General features: G+C 62.1%; 22 protein-coding genes. 7 read left to right on the forward strand and 15 right to left on the reverse strand.

Annotation, left to right across the window (positions count from 1 at the left end; genetic code table 11):
* Positions 1-31: 31 nt before the first annotated feature.
* The 4 genes from LAD35_RS11745 to LAD35_RS11760 all read right to left on the reverse strand — a co-directional run bounded on the left by LAD35_RS11745 (position 32) and on the right by LAD35_RS11760 (position 6,185).
* Complete coding sequence (locus tag LAD35_RS11745; protein ID WP_224149261.1) at positions 32-3,877, reverse strand: ExeM/NucH family extracellular endonuclease; 3,846 nt, start codon at positions 3,875-3,877, stop codon at positions 32-34.
* Positions 3,878-4,069: 192 nt separating this feature from the next.
* On the reverse strand, positions 4,070-4,900 hold the full coding sequence (locus LAD35_RS11750; protein ID WP_224149262.1) for a MetQ/NlpA family ABC transporter substrate-binding protein: 831 nt from the start codon (positions 4,898-4,900) through the stop codon (positions 4,070-4,072).
* Between the two features lie 236 nt (positions 4,901-5,136).
* On the reverse strand, positions 5,137-5,766 hold the full coding sequence (locus tag LAD35_RS11755) for a hypothetical protein (RefSeq protein WP_224149263.1): 630 nt from the start codon (positions 5,764-5,766) through the stop codon (positions 5,137-5,139).
* A gap of 248 nt (positions 5,767-6,014) precedes the next feature.
* Positions 6,015-6,185, reverse strand: a complete 171-nt coding sequence (locus tag LAD35_RS11760; RefSeq protein ID WP_224149264.1) for a hypothetical protein — start codon at positions 6,183-6,185, stop codon at positions 6,015-6,017.
* Positions 6,186-6,723: 538 nt separating this feature from the next.
* Between LAD35_RS11760 and LAD35_RS11765 the strand changes: the two genes are divergently transcribed.
* The 6 genes from LAD35_RS11765 to LAD35_RS11790 all read left to right on the forward strand — a co-directional run bounded on the left by LAD35_RS11765 (position 6,724) and on the right by LAD35_RS11790 (position 12,009).
* Positions 6,724-7,506, forward strand: a complete 783-nt coding sequence (locus LAD35_RS11765) for an energy-coupling factor ABC transporter ATP-binding protein (RefSeq protein ID WP_224149265.1) — start codon at positions 6,724-6,726, stop codon at positions 7,504-7,506.
* 5 nt (positions 7,507-7,511) lie between these two features.
* Positions 7,512-8,105, forward strand: a complete 594-nt coding sequence (locus tag LAD35_RS11770; RefSeq protein WP_184710039.1) for an energy-coupling factor transporter transmembrane component T — start codon at positions 7,512-7,514, stop codon at positions 8,103-8,105.
* Positions 8,106-8,140: 35 nt separating this feature from the next.
* Entirely contained in the window at positions 8,141-8,752 is a 612-nt protein-coding gene (locus tag LAD35_RS11775) for a biotin transporter BioY (protein ID WP_396022745.1), read from the forward strand.
* An 8-nt stretch (positions 8,753-8,760) separates the two neighbouring features.
* On the forward strand, positions 8,761-10,302 hold the full coding sequence (locus LAD35_RS11780) for an AMP-binding protein (protein ID WP_224149266.1): 1,542 nt from the start codon (positions 8,761-8,763) through the stop codon (positions 10,300-10,302).
* 89 nt (positions 10,303-10,391) lie between these two features.
* Complete coding sequence (locus tag LAD35_RS11785; RefSeq protein WP_224149267.1) at positions 10,392-11,570, forward strand: acetyl-CoA C-acyltransferase; 1,179 nt, start codon at positions 10,392-10,394, stop codon at positions 11,568-11,570.
* 22 nt (positions 11,571-11,592) lie between these two features.
* Complete coding sequence (locus LAD35_RS11790; RefSeq protein WP_224149268.1) at positions 11,593-12,009, forward strand: hypothetical protein; 417 nt, start codon at positions 11,593-11,595, stop codon at positions 12,007-12,009.
* Here the strand turns inward: LAD35_RS11790 and LAD35_RS11795 are convergent.
* Positions 11,992-12,705, reverse strand: coding sequence for a nitroreductase (locus tag LAD35_RS11795; RefSeq protein ID WP_396022746.1), 714 nt, complete (start codon positions 12,703-12,705; stop codon positions 11,992-11,994). The two genes, LAD35_RS11790 and LAD35_RS11795, sit on opposite strands and share 18 nt — an antisense overlap.
* A gap of 614 nt (positions 12,706-13,319) precedes the next feature.
* On the opposite strand from LAD35_RS11795, the gene xth reads away from it, so the two are divergent.
* Positions 13,320-14,096, forward strand: coding sequence for an exodeoxyribonuclease III (gene xth, locus LAD35_RS11800; RefSeq protein WP_224149269.1), 777 nt, complete (start codon positions 13,320-13,322; stop codon positions 14,094-14,096).
* A 206-nt stretch (positions 14,097-14,302) separates the two neighbouring features.
* Here xth and LAD35_RS11805 read toward each other — a convergent pair whose 3' ends face one another.
* From LAD35_RS11805 to LAD35_RS11850, 10 genes are all read right to left on the reverse strand, one after another.
* Positions 14,303-15,631: a dicarboxylate/amino acid:cation symporter gene (locus LAD35_RS11805; RefSeq protein WP_224149270.1), complete on the reverse strand. Its 1,329-nt coding sequence runs from the start codon at positions 15,629-15,631 to the stop codon at positions 14,303-14,305.
* Positions 15,632-16,018: 387 nt separating this feature from the next.
* Positions 16,019-16,936 carry a ferritin family protein gene (locus tag LAD35_RS11810; protein WP_224149271.1) on the reverse strand — a complete coding sequence of 306 codons (918 nt, stop codon included), beginning with the start codon at positions 16,934-16,936 and terminating at the stop codon, positions 16,019-16,021.
* Positions 16,937-17,103: 167 nt separating this feature from the next.
* Positions 17,104-18,666 (reverse strand): nitrogen regulation protein NR(I), encoded by a 1,563-nt coding sequence (ntrC, locus tag LAD35_RS11815; RefSeq protein ID WP_317986698.1) that lies wholly within the window; start codon positions 18,664-18,666, stop codon positions 17,104-17,106.
* Between the two features lie 67 nt (positions 18,667-18,733).
* A complete protein-coding gene (gene glnL, locus LAD35_RS11820; protein WP_224149272.1) occupies positions 18,734-19,816 on the reverse strand; it encodes a nitrogen regulation protein NR(II) in 1,083 nt (360 codons plus the stop codon).
* A 27-nt stretch (positions 19,817-19,843) separates the two neighbouring features.
* A complete protein-coding gene (locus tag LAD35_RS11825) occupies positions 19,844-20,338 on the reverse strand; it encodes a hypothetical protein (protein WP_224149273.1) in 495 nt (164 codons plus the stop codon).
* Between the two features lie 378 nt (positions 20,339-20,716).
* Complete coding sequence (gene glnA, locus LAD35_RS11830; RefSeq protein ID WP_224149274.1) at positions 20,717-22,132, reverse strand: type I glutamate--ammonia ligase; 1,416 nt, start codon at positions 22,130-22,132, stop codon at positions 20,717-20,719.
* A gap of 328 nt (positions 22,133-22,460) precedes the next feature.
* Entirely contained in the window at positions 22,461-23,354 is an 894-nt protein-coding gene (locus tag LAD35_RS11835) for an EI24 domain-containing protein (protein ID WP_224149275.1), read from the reverse strand.
* 114 nt (positions 23,355-23,468) lie between these two features.
* On the reverse strand, positions 23,469-24,527 hold the full coding sequence (locus LAD35_RS11840; RefSeq protein WP_224149276.1) for a sterol desaturase family protein: 1,059 nt from the start codon (positions 24,525-24,527) through the stop codon (positions 23,469-23,471).
* A 70-nt stretch (positions 24,528-24,597) separates the two neighbouring features.
* Positions 24,598-25,362 carry a polysaccharide deacetylase family protein gene (locus LAD35_RS11845; RefSeq protein WP_224149277.1) on the reverse strand — a complete coding sequence of 255 codons (765 nt, stop codon included), beginning with the start codon at positions 25,360-25,362 and terminating at the stop codon, positions 24,598-24,600.
* A gap of 57 nt (positions 25,363-25,419) precedes the next feature.
* Positions 25,420-26,397 (reverse strand): YVTN family beta-propeller repeat protein, encoded by a 978-nt coding sequence (locus LAD35_RS11850; RefSeq protein ID WP_377779998.1) that lies wholly within the window; start codon positions 26,395-26,397, stop codon positions 25,420-25,422.
* Between the last annotated feature and the right edge of the window lie 109 nt (positions 26,398-26,506).

Raw genomic sequence — 26,506 nt, forward strand, 5'->3', positions numbered from 1 at the left:
GCGCCGTGGTACGCGCCGCCCTCTGGCTGCTTCAGCGCTGCGTCTTTCCGCGACGCGCGATGGACGTGTGGCGCAGGAATGGCAGGAAGGAGAGTGCCAGCGCCAGCAAGCCCCATGCGCTGAGGGTTGGCACTGGCGTTGCCATGGCCGCCTGTGGCACCACTAGCGCCGTCGGGTCTGCAATGTTGCCATCGGCTACCAGGTCATCATCCCCCAGCCCGCCGTCCTGCAGCTCAAAGCGCACCACCTGCCCGTTCACTTCCGACGGTACACGGTACCAGTGCTTTTCCTGCCTGTCGGATGTACGGCCCCATTTCCACAGCTGCGCGCCCTGCGGCAGCGGCTGCGCGTAGTTCATGGTGACGGAGAGCTTGCCGCCCTGCTCGCAACCGGTGGCATTCAGCACCATCAGGCCATCGGGCAAGGTGGCACCGGGGCTCGGCAGTTGGGTAATGCCCAGGCTTTGGGCGCTGACATACTGCGGAGGCGCCGCCAGCTTGCATCCGGCTCCCTGCAATACCCCCGTCACGCTGCCGCCTGCACCCGGTGTGAGCGCAAAGCTGGTATCAGGATTGCCGGTGGCCGATGCCGTGAACGCATAGCGTGCGGTAACTGCCGTGTTCACGCCGTCGCTCAGGCTCAGGCCCACACCGGCATCTCCCGGTGCCTGTGCCACAAAGCGCGCCTTGGCCAGCTCACCATTGATCTGCGCTGCAGTGCCCTTGAGCTGGGTTCCCGCCTGCTGCGCATCTGCATCAGCAACGCCCTGCACGCTTCCGTTGGTAGCGGTCAGCGTGAGTGTGAGCTGCTCGCTGTCTGCGTCTTCCACGCTCAGTGCAGCAAGCGGTGCGCTCTGCCCCACCGATATCAGTACCGCGCTGCCAGGAACGCCCTTGATCACCGGCGGCTGGTTAACTGGCAGTGCATCCAGGTTCAGGCCCAGCACGATCGGGTTGTGGTCGCTGGAGCGGTAGGCCGTTGCGGCGTAGAAGGACTCGGGCTTGCCATACTCGGTGTTGTAGTCGAGTACCGTCGGTTCTTCGGCGTTGATGGCCCACTTCACCGCCTTGCCCACCTTGGAGACCAGGGTCGGGCTCACGAAGATATGGTCCAGCGAGCCCCACAGCCCGTCAAAGGAGTACGAATAGCCGTGCGTCACCTTGGTGAAGCCGTTCGACTCCAGATAGGTGACCGGGTCTTCCTTGGCATAGGCGTTGAAATCTCCCACCAGAATCACCTTGTCGGTGTCCGAGCCGGTGGGCTGCGTCGCCAGCCAATCCTTGAGCTGCATGGCTGTCTTGACCCGCGCCGGGTTGTTGTTGCCCTGGCCATCCAGCTTGTCTTCGTTACCGCCCGTAGCCAGCAGCGAACCCTTCGACTTGAAGTGGTTCACCACAAAAGTAAGCTGCTCGGAACCTGACGCGGTAGGTACCGAGAAGGTCTGCGCAATCGGCACACGCGCACCGCCCACGCCCGGCGTGAAGGCGTCGTAGGTACCAACGTTGGGAACCGCCGCCGCCCCCACAGGCGTAACACGGTCGCTGCGGTAGACAATGGCCACCGTGATCGCATCCGTGCCCGCTCCGGCAATCGTCGCGCTGCCTCCTTGGTTGAAAGGAGCCTTCACATAATCGTAAGTGGCGCCAGCGGGCTTGTCAGCGTTCGCATTCATGGCGTCCACCAGCAGTGCCAGCGCGCTGTCGCTGCCAAAGCCGTTGTTCTGCACCTCCATCAGGCCATACACATCGGCCTGCAAGCCAATCAGATTGGCAACGATCTTGGCCTTCTGCCTCTCCAGCTCTGCCGTATTGTTGGCGCCGCGAATACCGATGCTGTTGCCCAGCGGCGTGGTGAACACATCCTTGGTATTGGTGCTGGTATCGCCCACCTTGCTGAAGAAATTGAGTACATTGGCCGATGCCACCTTGACCCCAGCCGCACCCACTGCCGCCTGCAGGTCGGCCACGGTGGGGCGTGCGGCGCCCGTGAAGCTCAGCTTCTGCGTCGGCTGCACGCGGTAGCTGGTCTGGTAGATTTCCGGCGGAGACGATGCCTGGTAGAACTGGTCGAGCACGCCCACGACGGCATCCACCCCGTCGCCCGCGCGCAACGTGTTCGATGCAGACAGATCGTTGCCGCCACGGCCCCGCACCACCACCGGATTCTGCTTGCTGCTCAGGTCATCCAGAATGATCTGGCTGCGCTGCATGGTGTTGGCATACTGCGCATAGCCGCTCACGCTGGGAGCGTTTTCGTCAGTGAACTGCGGCAGGATCTTGTCGGCCGACAAGGTCACATCGCCAAAGCGGCCGAGCGTGTAGTTGTCCGACACCACGAGCTTGCCGCCTGCGGTGGCCGATGCCACCTTCACCAGCATGCCTTCGTAACGCTCCCAGCTTGCCATGTCGGCAATCGGCAGCGTGATGGAGATCGGCGTCGGCAGCACGCCTGCGCCCTGCACCTGGAAGGATGTCAGGTTCTTGAGCTGCGTCTGCTTGTTGTATTCGTCCACCGTGCCACTCAGCTGCACACGCTTGCCCACCGTGCTGTCGTCCACACCGGGGTTCTGGCCGCCATAGTAGACAAAGATGCCTTCCGATGTGCCGGCATCGCTGTCGTAATTGGCCTCTTCTTCCTGCACATAGAAACCGCTCAGCCCTGGTGCAATGCCGGTCACCACCCCATTGATGGTGACGGGCTTGCCCAGCAGCGGTGATACCTCGCCAATGCCCTGGATGGCGTGGATGCGGGTGACCGTGGGCGCGGCTCCGGTCGTGAAGCCCAGATCGCCCGTAACCCAGGCATTGCCCGATGCATCCTGCACCGGCGCACCCACGGCGACAATGCGGTAGGCAGTATCCGGCGCCAGCGCCACGCCTGGGTTGAGCGTGACGGTCCGGCCGCCGAACACCACCTTGGCTGCGTCCTGTACAGACATCGTGGCGAGCACGGTGGCGCCCTGCAGCAGTTCAAAGCGCCCATCACCCGCCTGCACTGCTTCGGAGAAGGTCAACGAGAAGCTGCTCGTCGTGGTTGCGACGCCGGTGGCATTGCTGGCAGGCACGCTGGACTGCAGGGTGGGCGCTGCAGTGTCCGGCCCGGCCGTCTTGATCACCACGTCATCAATGGCCAACCCATTGCTTGACCCGCTGGCCGTGCGCTTCTGCACCCAGCGCAGCCTCAGCGTCTGGCCCGCGCCCCAGCCCAGGCCATGCAGATCGCCGCCCACCAGGGGCACCAGGCCTCCGCCACCGCCCTGCGTATTGCCCGCCACGGCGCCAGCGGTGCCGCCGGTCACCGGCGCTAACCAGCCAAACAGATCACCTGCAGGGTTCCAGGTCTGTACAGAGCCAAAGCTGTCGCCCAAGCCCCACTCCAGGGTCATGCCCTGTCCCGCCGTGCTGCCGCCATTGCGCCATTGCTCACCGTTGAAGCGCAGGTTCACTGCATCGATGGCCGCGCCGGTGCTGTTGACCAGCGCCAGCGCAATCCAGCCCGCAATGGCGCCGGATCCCGGAGATCCGAAATAGGTACCGCTGGAGGCCAGCACGCCCAGTGCACGGTCTGACGCATCGGCCCCAAAGCTGTAGAAACTGCCACCGGTGCCGCCGCCGCTGCCCACGGCAATCTGCGAGATGGCCGCACCATCCTTGTTGAACAGCGACCAGCCTGCCAGCGTGCTGTCATTGACCCAGGGCGCAGTAGTGCCGGTATTGGCGAGCGTATTGAAATCCTGCGCGTAGCTGCCGCCAAACGATACCGGCGCCGCCCATGCGCTGGCGGAAACCAGGCTGAGCACCAGGCCGCTGCACAAGGCATTCAACGGAAATGGAAGACGCAGGCGTGAGGAAGATGGTGTATTTGGTTGGAGTGCCATGGGTGTGTGATCTGCTCGAAGAACGCCCCACCCTCCCCGGGTGAGATCGGGGCGATTCTTGGCAAATCACATGACCGCGTGATGACCGCTCGCAGTCAGTTTTGTGGCACCGAAGGTTCGGTAGATGCGCACCCAAAAGAAAAGGGCCGCAAATGCGGCCCTGGGTCTCGCGCCACGCATGGGCGCTACTGCTTACTGCAGGAATGCAGGCTTGGCGTAACCGGCAAACTTGGTATCGACCACCGTCTTGAACTCGTTGGAGCGGAAGGCCTCGGCCAGGTCCTTGGCCCACTGTGCATCCTTGTCCTTGGTCTTGACTGCGGCGATGTTCAGATAATGCTCCGGTGTCTTCTCCAGCAGCACAGCATCCTGCAGCTTGAGGCCCGAGGAGATGGCAAAGTTGCCATTGATGATGGCGAACTGCGCGTCATCAAGCGAGCGCGGCAGGTGCGCCGCATCCAGCGGCAGCAGCTTGATCTTCTTGGGGTTCTCGGCCAGATCGAGCTCCGACACGCGCAGCGGATTCACGCCAGGCTTGAGCTTGACCAGACCCGCCTGCTGCAGCAGCAACAGGCCGCGCGCGAGGTTGCTCGGGTCATTGGGCAGCGATACCTTGTCGCCCTCTTTCAGATCGGCCAGCGACTTGCGCTGCTTGCTGTACACCCCCATCGGCGCGATCGGGCCCTGCACCAGCGCCGTCAGATCGAGCTTGCGGTCGCCCTTGAACTGGTTGAAATACACCTCGTGCTGGAAGAAATTGGCGTCCAGCGAGCCATCGGCCAGCGCCAGATTGGGCTGCACATAGTCATTGAACTCCACCAGCTTGACCTTGTAGCCCTTTTTCTGCAGCAGCGGCACGATGCCGGCCTGCAGCTGGTCGATGTTCGAGCCCGCCGTGCCACCGATCACCAGCTGCTTCTTGGAGGCATCCTGCGCGAGCGCAGGGCCTGCCAGACCCACAGATGCCGCTGCCAGCACAGCGGCGGCGATCAACGAGCGGCGGGTGGAGAAAAAGGTCGTCATGTCTACTATGCTCCTGGTGCTGCGCACCTTGTCATGGGTTGGGAATGGGCACAGTATCTGCGCAGCTCTTCACAATCCCAACGAATAATTTCTCCCATTCTTATACCGCCAAGGCATGAAGGTTTTGACGCCCCCCGAAGCTGGCTCATCAAGAATCGCCGCCTTCGCTTTTCCACAAAAAAAGCCAGCGCATGCGCTGGCTCCCGTACCGGCCCTATACAGGGCTATCGTTTTGCTTATTTGTGCTTGCGCTTCTTGCCGCCTTGCTTGCGCTCCGGCTCGCAGGGGGCAGCATTGGTTTTGACCATGTGCTCAGGCCACAGGCTGTAGCTCAGGTCTTCGTCGGTGCTGCCGTTCACGTTCAGCGGGTAGAGACCAGGCGCAAACTTCTTGCATTCCTTGTACTGTTCGGCAGGGCTGGTCAGTTCGGGACGCACTTCGTAGCTCAGGTTCACCGCGCCGTCGGACTTGGGGTCCTTGGCGGTCACATCGATCTGGTTGCCGGTGCGCTTCCAGGTACCACGGTAGAGCACCTGCTTGCCGTCATCGGCCTTGGCCTTGTAGACCACACGATTACCCTTGAGGAATTGCACGCTGAAGTTGCTGTTGCCTTCGCCGTTGGCAGTGGCGTAGCTCTGCTGCACGAACTTGTTGGCCTTGGCATCGGCGAACTGGGCCGTAGCCTGAGGCACTGCAGGCGCCGGCGCGGGCTTGGCCGCTTCTGCAGCCTTGGCATCTTCCGCCTTGGCCTCCTCAGCCTTGGCAGCTGCAGCCTGTTCTTCTTTGGATGGGCCGGATGCGCAGCCTGCCAACAGCAGCGCCGCCAACAGCGCGCTGGTAGCGCCCAGTGGATTCAGTCGTTTCATAGAGACCTCAAGTAATTGGCTCTCGCCGAGCCGGATATGGAGGAAAGCCCGCCCGCCACTCACAGCAGCACAACGGCAAACCATAGAAATTATGAATCGACGAGGCAAAAGCGAATCTTTTTACCCATCAATTTTTTGCGATGCGTTGCGCACACGCTGCATGCGGCATTCCGTCCGCGCAAAAAAGAAGGCCGCCCGAAGGCGGCCAAAAATTGCCAAAACGCGGCTTGGATGTACCCAAGCGGCATCTACCTCCCCCGCAGCACCAGCTGCAAGCCTTTGAGCATGTGAGCGAACGAGTCGGCAGCCTGCGCCGTGGTGTGGGGCCAGACCAATACCGAAAAAGCCAGGGCCACTGCAACGATCAATCCAACGAAAGTGGCGAAATCTTGCCAGTGGTAATGCGGATGTTCCAACATGGAGGCCTCCTTTCGTACAGGTTGCGTGTTATCCATCATTGGAACCCAGCAACCCGCCTTGTGGTGTCAGCCGAAATCGACAAAGCCCCCATAGCCAATTTGGCAGTTTTTGGGAGTTTTTTCTCATATTGAGATAAAAAACCACGCAACGCCTTACAAAACAAGCGCGTCAAGCTATTAATTTTGAAGCAATCGTTCCGTCTCAGGGCAGCTTCGGTAGTACGCTGGCCATGAAAGATGGCTGCAATTTCCCGCCGGATGCGCACCGCTTCCTTGCAAATCCATCTAACTTCTGGCATTTCACTGGCATCTGGCAGCCATCTTCAGGCATGCATTTCATTGTCGATGGACGCACCCGCCAGCTTGCAAGATGGCGCAGGTGCGACAATACTCGGCAACCCCACAAGCTTGGCGCTGTCGCACACCTGCCGTGAAGCAAAGCGCTTTCTGCAGTGCATTCGACCCGCACACGCCAAGGCTCCAAAGGGTTCCAAAACTGCCAAACCAGGCTATTGCTTTCAGCTTTTTTCACCTTGCCATGACTGCCATTCCGCCCACCCCGCCAGATACGGGCATCCACCTGCAAGACGTGCACCTGACGCGCGGCGCCCGGCCCGTGTTTGCCGGACTCAGCCTGTCGCTCACCGAGCGGCGCGTTGGCCTGATCGGTGACAACGGCGCAGGCAAGACCAGTCTCTTCCGCCTGCTGTGCGGGCTTGAAATTGCAAGCCAGGGACAGGTACACATCGCAGGCCATGATGTGCAAAAGCACCGCGAACAACTGCCCGGCTTGGTGGGCATGATGTTTCAGAACCCGGATGACCAGATCATCTTCCCCACGGTGGAAGAAGAGCTGGGCCTGAGCCTGCAGTACCAGGGCATTGCGCGCAAGGCAGCCATGGTGCGGGCCCGGCAATTTCTGGCCGAGCGGGGCCTGGCCGAATGGGCGCCACGCGCCGTCAGCAGCCTGAGCCAGGGCCAGCGCCAGCAGGTCTGTTTTCTGGCCATGCTGATGGCTGCGCCTCGGGTAATGCTGCTTGACGAGCCCTTTGCCAGCCTTGATCTGCCCGGCCAGGCGCGCCTGGCGGCCGATCTGGACCGCACAACCGCACAGATCGTGGTGTCGACCCATGTGCTCAGCCATGTGCGCCACTTCGAGCGTGTGGTGTGGCTCGCTGGCGGCCTGGTGCGCGGCGATGGCCCGGGCGAGGCCGTGTGCGCAGCCTACGAACTGGATGTGAAAACACGCTCTAACGCTCAGACAGAGAGCGCAGACAGCTTCGAAAACAGTAGCAAAGCCGCTGTTGCGGTACAAGGCTGACCGGCATGGGTACGCTCTACAGTGACATTCCCAGCTGGCTGCACCGTGTGCCAGCCGGTGCCAAACTGCTGGCACTGGCCCTGTGTGGCCTGGGCCTGCTGTTTGTCGTCGATATACGCGGCCAGGCCGCTGCCTTTGCCGTGGTGCTGGTGCTGTACGCGAGCCTGGGAGCCGCCTCGCGCCCCACGCGGCGCCTGGTCGTGGCCGCGCTGGTTGCCTCGGTACTGGTAGGCGCGCTGCATGCCGCCACTGGTCAACCGCTGGTAGGCTTGGCCAGCGGCCTGCGCTTGATGAGTGCCACCATGCTGGGTGCCATGCTGACGGCGACCACGCGCTTTGGCGATCTGCTGGATGTGGCCGAATGGCTGCTGGCCCCTCTGGCCCGCTTTGGTGTGCCCGTGGAGCGGCTGGCGTTGCAGTTGGGCCTGATGATGCGGTTTGCCGAGCAGTTTTTTGTGCAGTGGCAGCGCCTGGCAGATGCCTACCGCGTGCGCACCGGCCGCGCCGGAGGCCTGCGCCTGTTCGCGCCGCTGGCCATCCACATGCTGGTCACCGCCCGCAAGGTGGCCGATGCGCTGGCGATACGGCTCAAGCTGTGACGCCGATCCCCGATTTGATTGATGAAAGCCTGTTCATGACCATGACCTCCACCTCCCACCGCGAATCCCGCGCCCAGCGCATTGCCCTGGTGGCATTGTTTGCCGCGCTGATGGCCGCATTCGGCATGATTCCCAAGATCGATCTGCCTTTGGGCGTGCCGATCACCGCACAGACCATGGGCGTGATGCTGGCCGGCTGCATGCTGGGCGCCAGCATGGGCTTTCAGGCGATGGCGCTGTTCCTGCTGGCCGTAGCGCTGGGCTTACCGCTACTGTCGGGCGGACGCGGCGGCATGGGTGTGTTCTTTCTGCCCTCTGCCGGTTATCTGGTGTCGTGGCCGTTTGCTGCCATCGTGACGGGTCTGGTCATGCGTGCGCTGTCGCGGCCCGCAGGCACTGGCCCTGCTTCGCCCAAGCGCCTCACACTGGCCGCATTTGCAGCCTCGGTGGTGGGCGGTGTGCTGGTGGTCCACGTGTTTGGCGTGGTGGGCCTGATGCTGCTGGCCAAGCTGAGCCTATTGCAGGCGGTCATCGGCACCCTGGTGTTCGTGCCGGGCGATCTCATCAAGTGCGTGCTGGTGGCCGTCATCGTGCACACCGTAGCCCGTGGCCTGCCCGACTGGCGCTTTGGCGGCCGGGCGCTGTGAGCCAGCCGGTGCTCCCCCTGCAGAATTGGCAGCGCCTCGTCCACGGCCCGCTGGCGCACTGGGCGCAGGTGCAGCCCAACGCCGTGGCCATTGACGACGGCACACAGCGCATCCGCTTTGCCCAATTGCATGCCGCAGTGCAGGCGGGTGCCGATCAGTTGAACGCCAGCGCCGCACCCAGCACACGGCTGCTGGATGCCGCGCAGTCCCCCATCGCTCTCATCACCGATTTTCTGGCCACCAATGCCAGCGGCCGCTGCGCTGCACTGGGCGATGCCGCCTGGCCTGCTGCCCAGCGCGCCACTGCAGCGCAATGGATTGGCGACCTGGCAAGCCAGACGCCGGTCTGCGCAGACACAGAAAGCGCAGACCGCTATCCTTTTTATATTGGCTTCACGTCGGGCAGCACCGGAAAGCCCAAGGGGTTCCGGCGGCACCACCAGTCATGGGCCGAGAGCTTTCGCGTCTGCGTGGATACATTCGGCACGGCAGCGCAAGGCCCCGTAATGGCGCCGGGCAACCTGTCGCATTCGCTCTTTCTGTTTGGCGCTCTTCTGGGGCTGTGGACGGGCGGCGGCGTTCAATTGCAGCCGCGCTTCTCGGCCAGCCAGTGCCTGCGCAACCTGCAGTGCAATGCCACGCCCTGCTTGGTAGCCGTGCCCAGCCAGTTGCTGGTGATGCTGCAACTGGCCGAGCGCCGCGCGCTGGCGCCCATCGCGTCGCTGCAACTCGTCCTGATCAGCGGCGCACGCTGGATGCGCCAGCACACCCCTGCGCTGCAGACGCTGTTTCCCAATGCGCGGATTGTGGAGTTCTACGGAGCATCCGAAGCCAGCTTCATCGCCTGGATGGATGCCGATGTCGCAGCCCCACCGCAGGTGGTGGGCCGGGCCTTCAGCAATGTGCAACTGCAGATTCGCAGCGAGACAGGCGCCGCCTTGGCCGGAGGCCAGACCGGCCAGATCTGGATCAAGAGCCCGATGCTCTTCATGGATTACGTGGGCGACAGCCATGATGCCACCGCCGCGCTGCAGGATGGCGAATGGTTGAGCGTGCGCGACATGGGCAGCCTGGACGCGAGTGGCCAGCTCACCCTGGTAGGCCGCGAAAAGCGCATGATCGTCACCCAGGGCAAGAACCTGTTCCCCGAGGAAGTGGAAAACCTGCTGTGCGAGCACCCGCGCATCGCCGCCGCATCGGTGCACGGCGTTGACGACGCACTGCGTGGCAAACAGGTATGGGTGGCGTTGCAACTCAAGGATGCAGCGCCCGCGCCATCTGCGAGCGGCGCGCCACGGCAGGTACAGCCGGCGCTGGATACGCTCGACGCCGCACTGGCCGCAGAACTCTCCGCCTGGTGCCGCAGCCGGCTCGAAGCCTACAAATGCCCGCGCCGCTGGCTGGGCTGGTTCGCGGTCGCACCCGCTGCGCCATGGCCGCAAACTGCCAGCGGCAAGACCGACCACACGGCGATTGCAACACTGCTGCAAAGCAGCATGGATCCACCCATGGCATCCGTGGTTGCAACAGCAGACACGGCGACACGTTAAAGTAGCCCCTGTCGCGCTGCGAAAGGCGCTATCAAAATAAAAGCTGTCAGCGTCCTCTTATAAAGCGCTAGCGGCCGTTTCCTTCCAAAATGCCTGCACACCCCGTCTACATTGCCAGCTACGCCCGCAGCGCCGTGGTTCCGGTGGGTGGCGCCTTCAAAGCCCTGCATGCGCATGAGATCGGCGCGCCCGTGCTGCATGCGCTGCTGGCCAAGGCAGGTGTGCCCGCCAGCCAGGTGCAGACGGTGGTACTGGGCAATGCGCTTGGCGCTGGCGGCAACCCGGCACGCATGCTGGCCCTGGCTGCGGGCCTGCCCCAGACCTGCGCTGCCTACACGGTCGACACCCAGTGTTGTGCGGGGCTGGATGCGGTAGCGCTTGCCGCCAGCCTAATTGCCAGCGGCCAGGCCGATGTGGTGGTTGCGGGCGGCGCAGAAGCCTGGAGCCGCGCGCCCATTCGCGCCACACGCCCTTTGCATGCCGGTGATGTGCCCGTGCCCTACGAGCGCCCCGCTTTTGCGCCGCCTCCGCATGACGATCCAGACCTGCTGCTGGCCGCCGCCCGCTATGCGGCAAGCCAGGGCCACACCCGCGCCGCACAGGATGCCTACGCCGCCGCCAGCCACGCCCGTGCGCTGCAGGCCGCGCACGTGTTGGCCGCAGAGATCGTGCCCATCCAGGGTGTAGCGCAAGATGCCTTTGCGCGCAGGTTGGGAGCAAGGCAGCTGGCTCGCCTGCCCGCCATCGCCCACACTGATGCCGATGTGGACACCACCACACGCGCAGAGCACGCCGTCAGTGCTGTTGCGATCTCGCCCAAGGCCGATGGCGCGGCACTGGTGCTGCTGATGAGCGAAGCCGCCTGCTCGCGCCTCCACACAAGGCCCCGCGCCCGGTGGCTAGGCCATCAATCGGTGGGCGGCACGCCTGCCATGCCCCTGGTGCTGGCCGCAGAGGCAGCCCGCGGCCTGTTGCAGGCCCACCAATGCCACTGGGCGGAGCTGACAGCCATCGAGTTGCACGACGCCTTTGCCGTGCAAGGCCTGCAGTGGCAGGCTCTGCTGCAGTCAGAAGGTGCGAGCGCAGATGTGCTGAACCGACACGGCAGCGGTATCGCGCGCGGACATCCGATTGGCGCGTCGGCCACCGTTGCCTTGGTGCGGGTGCTGGCGGAGCTGGAGCAGGCACCACCCGGAGGGCTGGGATTGGCAGCAATAGCAGGTGCTGGCGGACTGGGGAGCGCAAGCCTGGTGCAGCAGTTGCTCTGATGCATTGATGAATGTCGACCGTATGAAATACATACTGAACACATTGCTGTATCTATTTGCAGCGATCGGGGTGCTGAACACTGGGGTGATGGCCTACGCCCATTTCGGGCGTCCCCTGACCTGCACGCAGTCTGCAATGGCCAAAGCCAATGCGCCCGACAACAGCCAGTGGGCAGAGATCTCCTGGCAACAATGCGACAGCCAGGCAGACCCGGAGCTGCGCCTGTCCCTCTACACCAATGGAGGGAAACGCGGCTACAGCACACGCATCGGCGACCCCACCACTACCGAAGTAGGCCTCAACTGGACCGCCAACCAAACGCTGGAAGTAATCTACCCCGCGTCATACGCGCCCACGCAAATGGCGACACACCTGGCAGGCATTCAACTGCACTGGAAAAAGCGCGCAGCCAGTGGTGATTCAGCAACCGCCCCCTAAGCGCTGAAAGTACTCGCCAAGGGCTGCCCGCGCAGTCACCGTCTGGTTCACTGGCGCATCGGTGTCTTCATACCCCATGGCCATGCCGCACACCACCGTTTGCGATGTCGGCAGTTGCAGCACCTCGCGGATCAGGCCCGGGTACGAGGCCATCGCGCCAATGGCGCAGGTCGCCAGGCCGCGCGACTGGGCAGCCAGCATCAGCCCGTAGATCGCCATGCCCAGGTCCATGTAGCCGCCCGGGCCAAAACCGCTGTCGATGGTAATGATGAGCGCCACCGGCGCCTGGAAGAACTGAAAGTTGCGGCCAAACTGCGCGGTGCGACCAGCGGCATCCCCCCGCTCCACACCCAGCGCGCCATACAGGGCCTGTGCGGCAGCCACCTGGCGCTTGCGCAGCGACATGGGCAGCGGGTTGGGGAAATAGCCGTAGTCTTCCGCCTCCTGCGCACCCGCCTGATAGGCCTGCTGCAGGCGGCCAGACAGTTGTTCGCGCAGATCGCCGCATACCTGCCAGAAATAGCCAGGCTGCAGGTTGGCGCCACTGGGCGCACGGCGAGCCTCCTGCAACACGGCGTGCAGCACAGCATCGGCCACCAGCTGCGGAGTGAAGGCGCGCGCCGAGCGGCGCAACATGGCGGCTTGCGAGGCAACCCCCTCTGCGGAAGCAAAAGAAAGGAAATCAGGCTGTTTCATGGCAGTGGGCGCCATTGTAGACAGTGATGGGCCGGCGATCCGTTTTCAACGGCTGGGCTTTTTCGCACCGATCCTTGACCCTACGGCAGTCAGGAAATGGCAACATCTGACCCATCTCCAATGAAACTGTTCATTCATACAGTATTTTTTGCTATACTGATTTTCCATACAGTATCAACAACCGCACCAAAGGCACGCGGCAATCCATATAAAAAACCATCAGTTCTTCGACACATACCGCTTCTGACACTCGAAATACCCGTGTCATGTTCGCGTTGCAACCTGTCTGCCCCGGCCTTGTACCCCTGCCCCCATGTGCATGCTGTCCGGATGAAATTTTTTGAGCGAAAGCGGATGCTGGTGCGCCCCATGCACCGGATGCAGCGAGTAGCTCCCCTTCTCCTTCGGCGCCAGCGCTTACTGAGCGTCGTTCAGCCACCCTTGCGGTGGCTTTTTTTTGCCATCAGGAGCGTGCCTGCGCCGGTACCCTGCCAGCAACAGCCTTTGCGTCACCCACCCGGCGCGCGTGCTCTACACTTGGCCCATTGCAATGCGCTGTGCGTTGCCCATCCATGGCCTCGCCATGGAAATGGATGAAACGGAATTTCTGAGATATGCAAATTGCCACCTGGAACGTCAACTCCCTCTCCGTCCGCCTGCCGCAGGTGCTGGACTGGCTGGCAGCCAATCCAGTCGATGTGCTGGGGCTGCAGGAGCTCAAGCTCACCGATGACAAGTTTCCGCACGATGCCTTTGCGGCTGCCGGCTACCAGGCGGTGAGCTTCGGCCAGAAGACCTATAACGGCGTGGCCCTGCTGGCCCGGAGTGTCATTGCCGATGTGGTGCGCGCCAACCCGCACTTTGAGGACGAGCAGGCGCGCGTCATTGCAGGCACCATCTCCAGCCCCGCAGGCGACATCCGCGTGGTCAACTGCTATTTCGTCAATGGCCAGGAGCCAGGATCGGAGAAATTTGCCTACAAGATGCGCTGGCTGGGCGGGCTGGAGGCCTATATCAAGGCCGAACTGGCCGCACACCCGCGCCTCGTGCTGGTCGGGGACTTCAATGTGGCCCCGGAAGACCGCGATAGCTACGACCCCGATGGCCTGCGCGAAACCATCCACCACACGACCGAAGAACGCAACCACTTCCAGGGCCTGCTGGCCCTGGGACTGACGGATGCCTACCGTATGTTCGAGCAGCCCGAAAAAAGCTACAGCTGGTGGGACTACCGCATGCTGGGCTTCCAGAAGAACCGTGGTCTGCGCATTGACCACATTCTCGTGAGCGAGGCGCTCAAGGGCAGCGTGAGCGCCTGCATGATCGACCGCGTGCCGCGCAAAAACAAGCAGCCGAGCGACCACGCACCGGTGGTGATCACCCTGGGTTAATCAAGACCAAAGCCATGGAGACGCCTTCCGCAGGCGCTTGATGGCGCCAACGCTGCAAACTGCGGTTTTTCGGCACTGCCTGAACGGCGGCGCAGGCTCCCTGGAAAAACAGACCGACAATGAAAACGGGCGCTGCATGAACTGCGCGCCCGTTTGTTCTATGGCTTGATCAATCTCTGCCAGCAGCCAGGTTGCCTCAGCCTGCATCAAGCCTTCTCAGGCTCCTGCACCGCGTGCATGGCGAGCGCAGCTTCCTCATCGAGCTTGCGCGCCAGCGCCTCGGCATCTGCCTCCGACAGCAATTCGCCTTCCCATTTGGCGACCACGGCCGATGCCAGCGAATTGCCAACCGCATTGGTGGCCGAGCGGCCCATGTCAAGGAAAGTGTCCACGCCCAGGATCAGAAGCAAACCTGCTTCCGGAATATTGAAGTGGCCCAGGGTGGCAGCAATCACTACCAGCGATGCGCGCGGCACGCCAGCAATCCCCTTGGAGGTGAGCATCAGCACGAGCAGCATGGTCACCTGGGTGGCCAGCGACAGCTCGATGCCGTAGGCCTGTGCGATGAACAGCGTTGCAAAGGTGCAGTACATCATCGAGCCGTCCAGGTTGAACGAGTAGCCCATGGGCATGACAAAACTCGAAATCTTGCGTTTGACGCCAAAACGGTCGAGCGCATCAAGAATCTTGGGGTATGCAGCCTCCGAACTCGCGGTGGCAAACGACACCATGAAGGCCTCCTTGATGAGTGCCAACAGCTTGAACACGCGCTTGCCAAGGAAGGCGAGGCCCGCCAGCACCAGAATCGACCACAGGATGAACAGCCCCAGATAGAACTCGCCCATGAAGACCGCAAATTTCAGCAGAATGCCCAGGCCGTTGACCGCCACGGTCGACGCCATGGCCGACAGCACCGCCAGAGGCGCGAGCTTCATCACATAGCCGGTGATCTTGAGCATGACGTGCGACAACTCGTCAATCGCCGCGAGCAAGGTCCTGGCCTTGTCGCCCAGCGCCGCCATCGCCACGCCAAAGAACATCGAGAACACCACGATCTGCAGGATCTCGTTGTTCGACATGGCTTCGGCAAAGGATTTGGGCACCGTGTGGTTGATGAACTCACGCAGCGTGAACTTGCCCGTGGCCAGGTTGGTGGCCGCGCTCACATCCGGCAGCGGCAATCCCAGGTTGTGGCCCGGTTGCAGCACATTGGCCAGCACCATGCCCAGCAACAGCGACACGAGCGATGCTGTCAGAAACCACAGCATGGCCTTGAAGAACACCCGGCCAACCGAAGCGGCATCGCCCATGTGTGCAATGCCCACGACCAGGGTAGAGAACACCAGCGGCCCGATCAGCATCTTGATCAGGCGCAGAAAGATATCGGAGACCAGGGAGATATAGCCGGCGACTTCCTTGACCTCGGCCGGGTCCGACACGCTGGCATGGACGATATAGCCCACCACGATACCCAGCACCATGGCGGCCAGAATGACCAGGGCCGACGACATGCCCTTTTTGCCCGTTAGAGCCATAACGATTACCTTCAATCAGAGCGGTTGTTGGTGCCATCAACGCTCCTAGCGGGGCTCTTGATGCACATCGGCGGTTGTTGTTCTCGTGATCCGGATGTACACATTCCTCTCCGATACCGCGCAGTCTGGCGCGCCAAGGCGCATGCAGGACGCCAGCAGGAGGGAAACCATGAGCCCGCTTTTGACAGCAGGAATGCAATATTCTGCGGGTGCGATTGTAATCGCAACCTCCTGCCTCCCACGGCGCAGGGGGGCCGAATTCCCGTGCGCCCAGCAGGTATCTTGCCTGCCGGAATGCGCATGCGCTCTACCGAAAATAATCAGGTAAAAATGGCTGCAAGCGACCAGCTGGTAGGCGTACAACCTTCAAATTCAATAGCGATAAAATCAGCGGGCACGTGCATCCTGCATGTGCTGCAACTCATCGATATAGCGGCGCAATTGCTGGGCCTGGCCCTGCAGCAGCGGGCGCAATTCCAGTGGCAGGGCAGATTCCAGCACACGCTGGTAGCGCTCCGCAGCCAGCACCAGGCACAGGCTGCATTCGGCGATGAGGTCGCGGTCGGTCACCATGTTGGCGCGCTGCTTGAAATCCGTCCAGCGCCGGTGCAGGCAACCGGCTGCGCTCTGGCCGGGACGCTCCACCAGCGGGCCGCTTTCGGGCAAGGCCAGCAGCACATCCTGCAATTGCCAGTTCAGCGCACGAAACTGCTCGGCCAGTGCATACAGATAGGTGCGCAGCGCAATGGCACGGGCCTGCTCGCTGCCAGCCACCAGGCATTCCTCGCAATCCTTCAGGCCAGTCTGCAGCACCCGCAGCGCATGCTGTACTTGCGCGGCCGACAGCTCCTCGCCGCGAATGCCTTGCAGCGCGTGCTCATACGCGGCGCAGGCAATTTCGCGCGCCTGTGGCCAGGTGAGCGTGCTGCTGCCGCGCACGTGCTGCCACTGCACTTCCAGTTGCGGTGCCACTTCGTCAAAGCCCTGCGGATTGCGCTGCGCGGCAAACCAGCCAAGCGACAGCGCGAGGCGGTATGTCTCAAACGGCTGGCCCACCACGTAAAAATCCATGCCCTGGTAATGGCTGCGCCAGTAGGCCTCTTCCCGCGCGGGATTGCCCCACTGCCCCTTGGCCTTGGGCGGCAGACCTCCGGCCAGCAGGCTGTGCACCACGTCGCCCGCCACATGGGCCATGCCATTGGCTGTGGATACCGCCAGCCGCACGGTATTGAGCATGGCTGAGCGCTGGCGCCCTACCCGCTCCGGCGAGTTGCGGTAGGCCTGGGCCGTGAACACCGAAGACATTTTTTGCATGCTTGTACACGTAGGAAAGCTGTTTCAGCCCATTGTGACATGCTCCAACGAGAGCCGCCCACGGCCCGCTGCCTTCGCTGGCTTCATCGTTCACCGCAGTAGGCCTAAAGGCAATACAGCCCGCATGCTGCGGGCTGTGCTTCAAACCACCAAGCCGCCTACTCGTCGCCTGCTGCGAGACCCAGTTCCTGGATCTTGCGCGTGATGGTATTGCGGCCAATGCCCAGGCGCTGCGCGGCTTCGATGCGTTTGCCGTGCGTGGCAGCCAACGCTGATCGGATCAGTTGGGATTCAAACCGGCGGCTGAGAATGTCCCACACTTCGGTGCTGCCCGACTGCAGCAGCGCATCGGCCTCCCGCGCCAGATCGGATTCCCATGGTGGTGCGGAACCTGAGGTAGCTGCAATGGAAGGGCGAGGTGCTTCTGCAAACGGTACAGCATTGCCATTTGCTACTGAATTAATAGCTACTGACGCTTGTGGAACAAGCGCAATAGGCGTCTCTGGCATCAGGGCCTGCGGTACCGGTGCAGCGGATATGCCAGGCCCAGCCGTGCTTTGCAGCACTTCGGGTGGCAAATCCTGCTCGGACACACGCTGGGCTGGCGCCATCACGGTGATCCAGTGGCAGATGTTCTCGAGCTGCCGCACATTGCCCGGAAACCCGAACTGCGCCAGCCGTGCCAGCGCGCCTTCGGACAGCTGCTTGGGCTCCACCCCCAGCTGGCGGGCACTGGCCGCCAGAAAATGGCGAGCCAGCATCGGAATGTCTTCCTTGCGTTCGCGCAGCGGCGGCAGCCGCAGACGGATCACGTTCAGGCGGTGAAACAAGTCTTCGCGGAACACGCCCTTTTGAACGCGCTCTTCCAGGTTTTGGTGCGTGGCGGCAATCACCCGCACATGCGATTTGACTGGCACATGGCCGCCCACCCGGTAGAAATGCCCGTCGGAGAGCACACGCAGCAGACGGGTCTGCAGATCGAACGGCATATCGCCGATTTCGTCGAGAAACAGCGTTCCGCCCTCGGCCTGCTCAAAGCGACCCCTGCGCTGGGTCTGCGCGCCGGTGAAGGCGCCGCGCTCATGGCCGAACAATTCGGATTCGAGCAGGTCCTTGGGAATGGCTGCGGTATTGATGGCCACAAACGGTCCGCCCGCCACCGGAGAGTGCTTGTGCAGCGCGCGCGCCACCAGCTCCTTGCCCGATCCGGATTCGCCGGTCACCATCACGGTCACATTGCTTTGCGACAGGCGCCCGATGGCACGAAAGACATCCTGCATGGCGGGCGCCTGGCCCAGCATCTCGCCGCTGCCCGCAGACTGGGCCGGGTCCGGCATCTGGCTCTGGCTTTGTTGCACGGCACGCTGGATCAGCTCCACCGCCTTGGGCACGTCAAATGGCTTGGGCAGGTACTCGAAAGCACCGCGCTGAAAGGCTGACACCGCGCTGTCGAGGTCGGAGTACGCCGTCATGATGATGACTGGCAACTCGGGCTGGGCTGCATGCAACTGCTCCAGCAGCTGCAAGCCGTTGCCGCCCGGCATGCGGATGTCGCTAACCAGCACGGACGGTGCCTGCGATGGATCCTCGTTCGAGGCGAGCGCCTCCAGTACCTCCTGCGGATGCACAAAGCTGCGCGTGGGCAGTTGCTCGCGCGCCAGCGCCTTCTCGAGTACGAACCGGATCGAAGGGTCGTCGTCCACTATCCAGATGGGTTTCATTGTCGCTATCGCCCTTCCAAATCTACAAACCATGAATCGTGGTCCTGGCCGGGCTGCGCCATGCAAGCTAATCCGTCAACGGCAGCATGATGCGAAAATCCGTGCGCCCAGGCTCGCTCTCGCATTCAATCAGACCTTCGTGCCTTTGTACAAAGGTCTGTGCCAGCGGCAAGCCCAGGCCCGTGCCGCCATCGCGTCCGGTCACCAAGGGGTAGAAGATCCGCTCCTTGATGTCCGGCTCGATACCAGGACCATTGTCGATGACATGCAATTCCAATGCCAACTTGTGGCGCTTGCGGCCCAAGGTGAGCTGGCGCGCAATGCGCGTGCGCAGAATGATGCGCGCCGTTCCCTGTGCCATCTGCGGCTCCAGCACCTGCGCGGCATTCTGCACAATGTTGAGCAGCGCCTGGATGAGCTGCTCACGGTCGCCTCGGATCTCAGGCAGCGAGATATCGTAATCGCGCTCGATCTTGAGGCCGTTCGGATATTCCAGCAGCACCAACTGGCACACGCGCTCGCATACTTCATGGATGTTCACATCACCTACGGTGTGCGGATGGCGGTGCGGAGCGAGCAACCGGTCCACCAGGGCCTGCAGGCGATCGGCCTCGTGGATGATGACGTCGGTATATTCTTTGAGCTGGCGGTCCGGCAGCTCCATGTCCAGCAACTGCGCAGCGCCTCGAATGCCGCCCAGCGGGTTCTTGATCTCGTGCGCAAGGTTGCGGATCAGCTCTTTGTTGGCCAGAGCCTGCTCACGCACGCGCTCTTCGCGATCCTGGCGCACCTGCTGCTCCAAAGGCCACAGCTCCACCAGAATCTCGGCATCTTCCTGCCACCATGACAGGTTCACATGCACCGGAAAGGCGTCCTGCAGGCTGCGACGCAACTGCGCCTCGAACCTCAAGGACGAAAAGCGCTGCGCCCGCGCATCCACCAGCGCCTTGTGCAGGAGCTCATCGTCCTGAAAGAAAACACCCAGCTCGTGGCCCAGAATGCTTTTGCGCGATACGCCCAGCGCGTTTTCCAGTGCGGCGTTGACACGCACGGCAGCGCCATCGAGCCGAATGACCGCCACCAGGGTTGCGATGTGCTCCAGCGCTTGCCACTCGCGCCATTCGCGGTCGGCTGCGGTCAGGTCAGGCATGGGTTGGGCAGCAGGAAGAAAGTGGGATCAAGGTGCAGGCAGACGCTGCAGCTCTCTTTGAATACCGGCGATATCGCTGTCCATGCGGGTTATCTCCGCCTTCAGGTCTTCCACACGCTTGTTGTAGAAGGCCGGGTTGCGCATCTCCAGCGCATTTTTTTGCGGCTCGCCATTGTTGTACTCACGGGCCAGATCCGCCTTGCGCGTCTCGGCCTTCTTCAGTTCGGTCTCTAGGATCAGTCGCGCATCGGAATCGCGCGCGCGGCCCTCTGCCGAGGTGGAACGTGGCGCAGGCGTTGCGGCTGCCGGCGCGCGGGCCGGACGTGGCGCGGCTGCAGACGGCGCGGGCGCCGGGCTGGCCGCCCCTGCGCCACCTTGCGGGCGCGTGCCCTGCACGATGGTCACATTGGCAGCCTCGATCTGGGCACACCCCCGCTGGCGCGCCTTGGCCGCGTCATTGGTGTACTCATTGCCACAGCGATAGATGCGATCCTGCGCCACAGCGCCCTGTGCACCCGCCATTGCAACCGCCAAAAACAACCACTTGATATGCATAACCTCGATTCGCCCATTCACTCCACAGTGGCAAGTATCACGCCAATCTGTACATCAAAGATTCCAGCACCCCATTGCAACAGCAAACAAATACCAGCTGCAATCACGTTTCATAACGCGGGCAACTGCTGCGGCGTGCACAGGCAGTGTATAGACAAACAGAGGCTGACCATGAATAACAGTTCCTTCTGTTACAGATTCGCAGCACCTTCACCACACATCGCACGGCCCGTGCCATAGTCTTGCTATCAACTTCATATCGAAACGAGACAGAAAAAACGGCCTGTGCAATACAGGCCGTTTTGCAGCAGGACAGCAACAATGCCGCCCTTGCTTCCTGGTGCTTTACAGCGAATAGTACATGTCGAACTCGACAGGGTGCACCGCCTGGCGGAAGCGGGTCACCTCGCTCATCTTCAGCTCGATGTAGGCGTCAAGCATGCTGTCGCTGAACACGCCGCCCTTGGTCAGGAAAGCGCGGTCTGCATCCAGGGCTTCCAGTGCCTGATCCAGGCTGTGGCACACGGTAGGCACCAGCTTGTCTTCTTCGGGTGGCAGGTGGTACAGATCCTTGGTGGCTGCTTCACCTGGGTGGATCTTGTTTTCCACGCCGTCGAGGCCAGCCATCAGCAGTGCAGCAAAGCCCAGGTATGGGTTCATCAGCGGATCGGGGAAGCGTGCCTCCACGCGGCGGCCCTTGGGGTTGCTCACGTAAGGAATGCGAATCGATGCCGAGCGGTTCTTGGCCGAGTACGCCAGCTTCACTGGAGCCTCGTAACCAGGCACCAGGCGCTTGTAGCTGTTGGTGCCAGGGTTGGTGATGGCGTTCAAGGCACGGGCGTGCTTGATGATGCCGCCGATGTAATACAGCGCGAAATCCGACAGACCCGCGTAGCCGTCGCCAGCAAACAGGTTCTTGCCGTCCTTCCAGACGGACTGGTGCACGTGCATGCCGGAGCCATTGTCGCCAGCGTAAGGCTTGGGCATGAAGGTTGCCGTCTTGCCGTACGTGTCAGCCACGTTCCAGATCACGTACTTTTGCACCTGCGTCCAGTCAGCGCGCTCAACCAGGGTCGAGAAACGGGTGCCCAGCTCGTTCTGGCCGGCGCCTGCCACTTCGTGGTGGAAAACTTCGACGGGGATGCCCAGCGATTCGAGCAGCAGGGACATTTCCGCGCGCATGTCCTGCGTGCTGTCGACAGGAGGAACGGGGAAGTAGCCGCCCTTGACGCGTGGACGGTGGCCACGGTTGCCGGAGTCGAACTTGGTGCCGCTGTTCCAGGGGGCTTCGTATTCTTCGATGTCGTAGAACGGGTTGTTGGGTTCGGTGCTCCAACGCACGCCATCAAAGATGAAGAATTCTGGCTCGGGACCGAAGTAGGCCGTGTCGCCCAGGCCAGAGGCCTTCAGGTAGGCTTCGGCGCGCTTGGCGATGGAGCGGGGATCGCGGTCATAGGCCTTGCCGTCGCCTGGCTCGATCACGTCGCACTGCAGGAACAGTGTGGTTTCGTCAAAGAATGGATCGATGTTGGCGGTGTTCGGATCGGGCATCAGCAGCATGTCCGAGGCTTCGATACCCTTCCAGCCGGCAACCGAAGAGCCGTCGAAAGCGTGGCCCGAGGCGAACTTGTCTTCGTCAAAGTGCGAGATCGGCACCGTGACGTGTTGCTCCTTGCCACGGGTATCGGTGAAACGCAGGTCAACGAACTTGACCTCGTTCTCGTCCAACATGCTCATCACATCTGCAACGCTCTTGGCCATCTATAGCTCCAAAGAAAAACATCAATAAAAAGACTGTGGCAAGACTAAAGCAGATTGCGTGCCAGTTTTATGACATCTGCCCGGTCCATGTTGCCGGCAACTACCCGGCCCGGCCTGCCACCGTACCGAGCGTGACTGTACCGCGCTTTGCCAGCTTGGGACAGCCGTTGCAGGGGAATTTGTACAACTCCCTGGCCTGCCCCCACCCTGCTATCGCACCACCTCGGTGCAATTTACCGCCCACGCACAAGCCTCGGCAGGATGCACAGTTTTGACGCTAAATTGCACCAAATTGGTGCAATGTATATTCTACCGCGCACCGATTTGGTCACTTCTCTGGCTGCTCGCCTGCAGGAAGCGCGCCCTCCAAGGCCTTGCCATCGCCCCATTGCGCTTCCGCCACCGGCATCTCGTCCTGCTCTGCACGCAAGGCCTGCAGGGCAGCCAGCCCGAAATGGATGAACCACAGCGAAGAGAATGCAAAGGTGATGGCGTAGATCCATACCGCCAGCGGCACCAGCACCACAAAGCCGATGGTGAAGACGATGCCCGAGGCCCAGACGATGCTGGGCGCAATGCCGATATAGCCGCTGATCACGCCCATCAGCAGGAGCGGCCAGCGATGGCGCTGCAGCAGCGCATCGCGCTCGGACTTGCTCGCGTGCTCAGCCAGTGCGTCGACACTCATGACCCGGTAGGTCAGCCAGCCCCAGATGACGGGCGGCACCACCAGCACAAGGGGAGGAATCAGCCACAACGGCATCGTCACCACAAAGGCAACCACGGCTACGGCTGATGTGCCCAAGGCCCACACTACACTGGCCACGAGGCCTGTGCCGTGCTTTTTGGCCAGCGTGGCAAAGCGCTGCTCCGTCACCATGCGCAGCAGCGCCGGTGTCATCAGCAAGGCGATGATGAGCAGTGCCAGCACGGCCGCCATCGGGGTCATCAGCACCAGCACCACAAATGGCGCCACGCCAGCGGCAAAGCCTTCGGTGCCGCTGCCACCAAACCAGCTGAACATGGTGCGCAGCCAGCCGATGGTCTCCACCCAGTGCTGCACCGCTGCCACGCTGGCCGTCCAGTAGAAGTAGCTCCAGCCGCCCAGCACCAGCAGCATCACGACCAGCGGCACCAGCGACAGCGCAATCACCTTGGGGCGAAAGCAGTACGCTGCAGCGCGCCAGAAAGAATCAAGCATCAGGCTGGAGCCTTGGGACATAGGAGGGGTTCCTTATGCATTAAAAACCGATGATCATGCTAACCGGCAACGGCCAGCCCTGTCGATTCAGCGCCCCACAGCCCCCAGGCGCGCCTGTAAGCACCGGGACAAGTATCAGGCCTTGTTCAGCAGGCGGAGCACCCCGCGCCACTGCTGGCTCCAGAAACCGCTGCCGTAGTCGCGCAACTGGCCTTGCCTGTTGGGCTGCACCTGGTCGCGGATGCCGGTCGGGTCGTAGCGCAGCTCAAAATTGGCAGTGCCAAACAGCATGTCCCACCAGGGCAGCAACACACCGAAGTTGCAGCCTCCCAGGCGCGGGCGGGCTTTTGTAGTGTTGATTGCTTCTTTTTTGATAGCATTCTGCGCTTGACTGTCTTGCGCTGTAGACGTATTTCCCTCCAAACCCTTGGCTGGCGACTCATGCCCGATGCCAATCGCATGGTGGCGGCGGTGAAAGCGTGGGCTGATCCACAGCCGCTCGCCCAGCGTGCCAAACCATACGCGCAGATTGGCATGTTGCAGGCTCTCGCTCAACTGGGTGATGGCGACGATGGCCACAAACTGGCTCGGGGCCATACCGATCAGCACGGCGACCAGCACCAGAATGCTGTCGGTCAGGATATCGTCCAGCAGGTGGTTGCGGTTGTCGCTCCACATCGTCATCTGGCGCTGCGAATGGTGCAGTGCATGCAGCTTCCACCACCAGACGAAGCTGTGCTGGCCACGGTGGATCCAGTAGGCCACAAAGTCGAAAATCACCAGATAGATCAAGAGGCTGACCCAGGCCACATCGGTCACGCCCGGCCAGAGTGCGTCCACATGCCAGGTCTCAAACCCTTGCATGCGCAGGCTGCCTACCAGCCAGTCCCACAGGGGGTCGATGGTAAAAAAGAGCGCCAGGCGGAACAGCCCCAGGCGGTGGATCAGCGTGTAGAGAATATCGATGCGGATGGCGTGCTTGTCGGTCACCGCCTCCACCGGGCGCCAGCGCTGCAGCGGCGCAATCACCAGCACCATGATGACAATCTGCAGGCAGCCCACCAGAAACCAGCCAGCGGCGGTGTAGCCATCTTCCAGAAAGTTGGCCAGGCCCATATTGAACAGGAGCGGCTGGAACACCTGTTCAAACACCCATTGCTGGGCATTGTCAAAAAGAGAGCTGAAGAATTCCATAGCTAGAAATTACCTGTGCCTGCGCGCGGCAAGCCCATTCAGTGTGCCAAAAAACCGCTGATCAAGGCAGTCAATGGCTGCGAATCCATTCACGGTACTGGGGGTGATCGCGCAGGGTGGCAAAGCAGAAGCCCTGTGCCTTGAGGCCCTGGATCAGCGGCTGCAGCACGGCAGGCGCCCAGGGATCCTTGCGGTCCCAGATGCCCAGGTGCGCCAGAAGAATGTCGCCGGAGCGGATGTTTCTGAGCGCCTTGTCCAGCAGCATGGCATTGGGATATTTGTCGCTGGGCAATTCATCGCCCAGAAAACCGGCGGGCGACCAGCCTACGTGGGCGTAACCGCAGCTTTGCGCCGCAGCAATCAGCGCGGGCGAAGTCTTGCCGCCAGGCGCGCGAAACAGCGGCAGTGGCTTGGTACCGGTGATCTGCTGCAGGCGGTCTTCGGATTTCTTGATTTCGGCACAGTATTGGGGCACGGTCATCACCGCAGTCTTGCCCGCAAGAGGCCCCTGCGATGGGCGCACCGTGAAGCTGCGCACAGCGCCCTGCTCCGTCTTCCCATCGGCACGCCAGTACACATGGTCCCAGGTATGCGAGGCAAAGGCATGGCCTTCAGCCGCGCGCGCCTTCCACCAGGGGGTCCAGTGCTCGCCCAGGCTTCCGTCACCCTCCTTGGTGCGCTCGTTGGCGGCAAAAAAGGTGACTTTCACATCTTCCTGCTGCAGCACCTCGGCAATCCTGTCGGCCACTCCCATGTGGCCGGTATCCAGCGTCAGATAGACGGGTTTGCTGCAACTGGCTGCCGAGTTTGCATGATTTTTCGCTCCTACGCCCATAGGCAGAGCGCCAGCAGCTATCAAAAATAGAGTGCTCAGACGCATGCGCGGCCCGTATCAGCGCGGAGCATGGTCCAAGGTCCAGATGCCGTGCGGCGACTTGCCAACCTTGACCTGGTTCACCACCTTGCGTTCCTTGGTGTCGATCACGCTCATCTTGCCCGCCCAGCGGGAGCTTAGATAGATATAGCGCCCGTCAGGCGTCACATCCATGCAATCGGGACCGCTGGGGCCCGGGTACTTGTCCACCACGGTCTGGCTTTGCATGTCGAGCTTGCTGATGGTGTTGGCCACGCGGTTGCTGACAAACAGATGGCGGCCGTCACCCGTGGCACGGAAAGCGTGCGCGCCCTTGTCCGTCTTGATGGAGTTGACCAGTTTGGGCTGTGCACCTGCCACGTCGAACACCTGTACACCCTCGCCGCCGGTGAGCGCCACAAACACGAACTTGTTGTCGGGGCTGCCGTACAGATCGGCCGGCATGGGGCCGGTCTTGATGCGCCACTTCAATGTCTGGCTGGCGATATCGATGGCGACCAGCTCATCACTGTCCTGCATGGTGGAGTAGATCGTCGTGCTCTTGCTGTCGATCCACAGGTGGCTGGGCGTCTTGCCGGTGGAAATGCGCTTGACCAGCTTCGGGTCGGTGCCGTTCCAGCTGTAGATATCGATATGGTTCAGGCGGTTGGCCGCGGTGACAAACCACTTCATGTCGGGCGAGAAGCGCAGATGGTAGGGATCGGAGATGCCCTGGATCACACGCTGCACATCTGCAGTCTTGGGGTCGACAAAGGTCAGCGAGTCACCCGTGGCATTCGCCACGATGACGGATTTGCTGTCGGGGGTGAGGTACAGGTGGTGCGGCTCCTTGCCTGTAGGAATGCGCTTGACCTCTTTCCAGGTCGCAGGATCAACGACGCTGATATTGGCATCCAGCGAATTGAGCACCAGAATGGGGTTTGCCGCCTGGGCGGCCAGCGCTGCCGCTGCCGAAGCGGCCACCAGCAGGGAGCGGGCGAGATTAAAGGGCTTCACAAGCAATCCGTACAAGTAACGCAGCGAGTGTAGCCGCCCGCAAGGCGGTTACCCACAGTACCCGAATGGCGGCAATGTAAATATTCGTCGACTTCGGGCAGGAGCGCCC

The organism is Comamonas odontotermitis, from assembly GCF_020080045.1.
GTDB lineage: Bacteria > Pseudomonadota > Gammaproteobacteria > Burkholderiales > Burkholderiaceae_C > Comamonas > Comamonas odontotermitis.